We start from the raw sequence: 3,888 nt of genomic DNA, 5'->3' as shown, positions 1-3,888 counted from the left end.
CCCGCCAGTGCTAAACCAGCGATTCCGCCTATCATCGTAAAAGGTACCATCATCAAGATAAGCATTGCCATACGGATTGAGCGAAAGGCCCAGAACAGTAATGCAAAGATTAGGAAAATCGTTATTGGTACAATGATTTCTAAGCGCTTGACTGCACGTTGCTGGTTCTCAAACTGACCACCCCAGACGATGTAATAACCGGTCGGTAAATTCACTTGTTCAGCAACTTTTTGCTGCGCTTCTGCTACAAAACTGCCTTGATCCCGTCCTAATAAATTCGCTTTGACCGAGGCATTGCGGCCACCGGCTTCGCGACTGATACGTGCCGCTCCCTGGCGCACCTCAATGTGTGCCAGATCAGCTAGATCAATAGTACCTGCGCCGTTAGGTAAGTTGATCTGCAGACTGCCAATGCCATCTATCGATTCTCTGTAGGCAGCTTTTAATCGGATGGTGATGTCAAAGCGTTTGTCATCTTCATAAAACGTGCTGACGGGTGTGTCCGCTAAGGCGGTCTGTATCGTATTATTTACATCCGATACGTTGATACCTAAGCGTGCAATTTTTTCTCTGTCAATCACAATATTGAGTTGTGTTTGACCACCGCTTTTGATTGCGTCCACATCACTTGCGCCTCGAATGCCTTTGAGTATTCCAGAAATCTGTTCACTCTTTTGAGTCAGGATATCCAAGTCTGGACCAAAAATTTTGACCGCGATTTCACCTTTGACGCCCGATAGAGCTTCTTCCACATTATCTTGTATCACTTGGGAAAAATTAGTCGGCACGCCTGGTAGTGTCCCGATCTTGGCGGTCATGCTTTCGATCAGACTTTCTTTATCGGCGAACTTCCATTGATCATGTGGTTTTAGATCAACCAGTATTTCCATACTGTTAGGACCTTTCGGATCAGTGCCATCATCTGGGCGGCCGACTTGGGATACCACGGTGCTGACTTCGGGATAACTCAGCAAAATAGCTCTGACCTGACGCTCTACTTCACGCGTTTTCTCTAGTGCAGTGGAGGGCGGTAAGCTGACGGTCAACCAGATATTTCCTTCATCCAGCTTAGGCAAAAATTCACTACCAAGCCGGGGCGCCAGTAACAAAGTAATCGCAAGTACGATGCAAGATACGATCATGACTGTGCGTTTTTTTCCATCTGTTTTATAGAGTAGCTTACGGTACCAGTCCTGTACGGCTTGCATCCAGTTGCTATGCTTTTCTGCCAGACTATGACGCTTCATCGTCAGCGCCAGTAAGGTCGGGATCAGGGTCATGGTTAAAATCAAGGCACCCAACATCGCAAAGCTTAACGTTAAGGCGACAGGTGAGAAGATTTTTCCCTCAACCCGCTGGAAAGTAAAAATTGGAATAAACGCCAGAATGATGATGGCTTTGGCAAACAGAATAGGGTGCCCCATTTCAACCACGGTTTGTTTCAGCACCTGTTTGCGCCAGAGGAAGAGATTACTCTGATGTTCTAAATCATGGTGTTTCAAGGCTAGCCGCACCATTAATGCTTCGACTAGCACGACCGCGCTATCGATGATGATCCCAAAGTCTACTGCCCCCAAAGAAATCAGGTTGGCAGGAATGCCTTTTAGATCGAGCATGATAAATGCGCATAGTAGGGATAGCGGTATCACCGTTACCACGATTAACGCAGCGCGCCAATTGCGTAAAAACAGGATCAATATCGTCATCACTAATACCGCACCGACGACTAAGTTTTCAAATACTGTTTTGACCGTATGGTTGAGTAACTCGGTACGATCATAGATCTGATGCAGACGTACACCTTTTGGCAACTTGGTATTGACGACTTCAATTTTTTTCTTCAGCTCAGTAATGATCTTGGCCGCGTTACCGCCTTTGACCATTTGTACGATGCCAAGAACATAGCTGTCACCTTGGTTATAAGAGATATTGCCAGAGCGCGGGCGGCTACCAATTTCTACATCGGCTACATCCGAGAGTAATACTGTCTTGCCGTTTTTTGCATTGACAATGACGCGACCAATATCTTCTTTATTGTTGAATAAGCCGACTCCGCGGACGATCAACGTTTCGTCACCACGGCGAACAGCGCCGCCACCAACGTTAACATTATTATTTGCCAGTGCTTGATTGACTTGATCTAGGGTGATGCCATAACGTCGTAAGGCATTAGGATCTACTTGGACTTGGTATTCTTTTACCGTGCCACCAAAACTGACGACATCTGCAACACCTGAGACGATTCTCAATTCAGGCCTGACGACCCAATCTTGTAAAGTGCGGATGTCGTTTTCTGACATGCCTGTCGGTGCGTCAATCACATAACGATAGATTTCACCAACCGAAGTCGTTAACGGTGCAATGCTGGACTGAATGCCATTCGGCAGTGTGACGCCTTGTAATTTTTCCAGTACTTGCTGGCGCGCAAAGTAGTCGTCCGTACCGTCATTAAAGGTAATGGTAACAACCGACAGACCGGTAATAGATACCGAGCGCACTTGAGTCTGGCCTGGAACACCACTCATCTCGCGCTCTATCGGTAAGGTGATGGCTCGCTCAACTTCCTCCGCCGCTTGTCCCGGGAATTGAGTGACAATTTGTACCTGTACATCCTGCACATCGGGGAAGGCTTCAATCGGTAAGATGCCTAGTGCGCGATAGCCAAATACAACTAGCGCTACTGTCAGTACTAATACAAATACGCGCTGAGTCAGAACAAAATCAACAAACTTATTGAGCATGAGAAGCCACCTCAGCATTGAGTAACAAGCTGCCTTCAGTGACTATCCGTTGACCAGCATTTAAGCCGCTATCGACATAGCTATTGTTCTGGCCACGACGAACAACGTTGACACGCTGTTTTTGGAATTCACCTTCTTTTTTCTCAACAAAGACATAGCTATAAAGCCCCTCCGCGATCAGGCTTGTATTAGGTACCTTGATGGCTTTTTTGTCGCTGTCACTGAGGAAAGAAATTCGGGCGAACATCTCAGGACGTAGTTTTTGATCGGGATTAGTTAAAACGCCGCGCACTTGTATGCGTCTGGTGTTCGGGTCCAGCGCTAAACCGACCCGATCTACTTTGGCATCGAATAATTGATCTGGATAGGCATCAAATGACATTGCTATTTTTTGGCCTGGATGAATACTGTCGATGTAACGTTCGGGTGCATCAATCAATACCCAAAGTTTGCTTAAATCGCTAATAACGAATAATGGATTTGGTGCATCCGGACGCACCTCCATGCCGGGATTGATTTGTTTATCTGCAACTAAGCCGGCGATGGGTGCTTTTAATGAGAACTTACCATTTTCATTGCCAACTGCGTTCAGGTTGCGCATATGCAGGCTGCTACGTTTAGTTTCTGCTACTGCCTGTAAAAAATCGGCTTCAGCAGATTCATAGTCTTTGCGCGCAATGACTTCATGCTCGAACAGATTTTTTGCCCGGTCAAAGGCAAGTTTTTTGCGTTGTTCATCCGCTTTTGCTTTGGCCCAGTCGGCATCTGCAGTGGCTAAATCTGGCGAGTCTAGTTCAGCCAGCGATTGGTTCTTTGCTACTTTGTCACCGGCTTCAACATGCGATGACAATACGCGTCCAAGAACTGGTGAACTTACTCGTGCGGTGACGTTTTCGTCGTAGGCTATTTTGCCATTCATCGCCTCCGCGATTGGAACACTAACTTCACTGACGGCAGCAACTTTGACCGAAGACAGTTGAGGTGCATTGTGGGGATAACTAATTTTCCCTGCATCGGGCTTTACATCTGACTTCGATCCAGCTGATAAAGTAGCTGGCGAATCAGTTTTTTTCTCTGTTGCTTCAACGGAGGTAATGATATAGCTGGTGGCACAAACTACGATGACGGTTACTACAATACCAAAACC

Annotated in this window: 2 protein-coding genes; both read right to left on the bottom strand. The window is 46.6% G+C overall.

The window, feature by feature from the left end:
* On the bottom strand, positions 1–2,741 hold a 2,741-nt coding region (locus QN395_RS20960; protein WP_323492986.1), incomplete at its 3' end, for a CusA/CzcA family heavy metal efflux RND transporter.
* Positions 2,731–3,888: efflux RND transporter periplasmic adaptor subunit (locus QN395_RS20955; RefSeq protein WP_323492985.1), on the bottom strand; the 1,158-nt coding region annotated here is incomplete at its 5' end. The genes QN395_RS20955 and QN395_RS20960, both read right to left, overlap by 11 nt.

Source organism: Undibacterium sp. RTI2.2 (genome assembly GCF_035018705.1).
Classification (GTDB): domain Bacteria; phylum Pseudomonadota; class Gammaproteobacteria; order Burkholderiales; family Burkholderiaceae_D; genus Undibacterium.
This window is presented reverse-complemented; position numbering and strand designations above follow the sequence as displayed.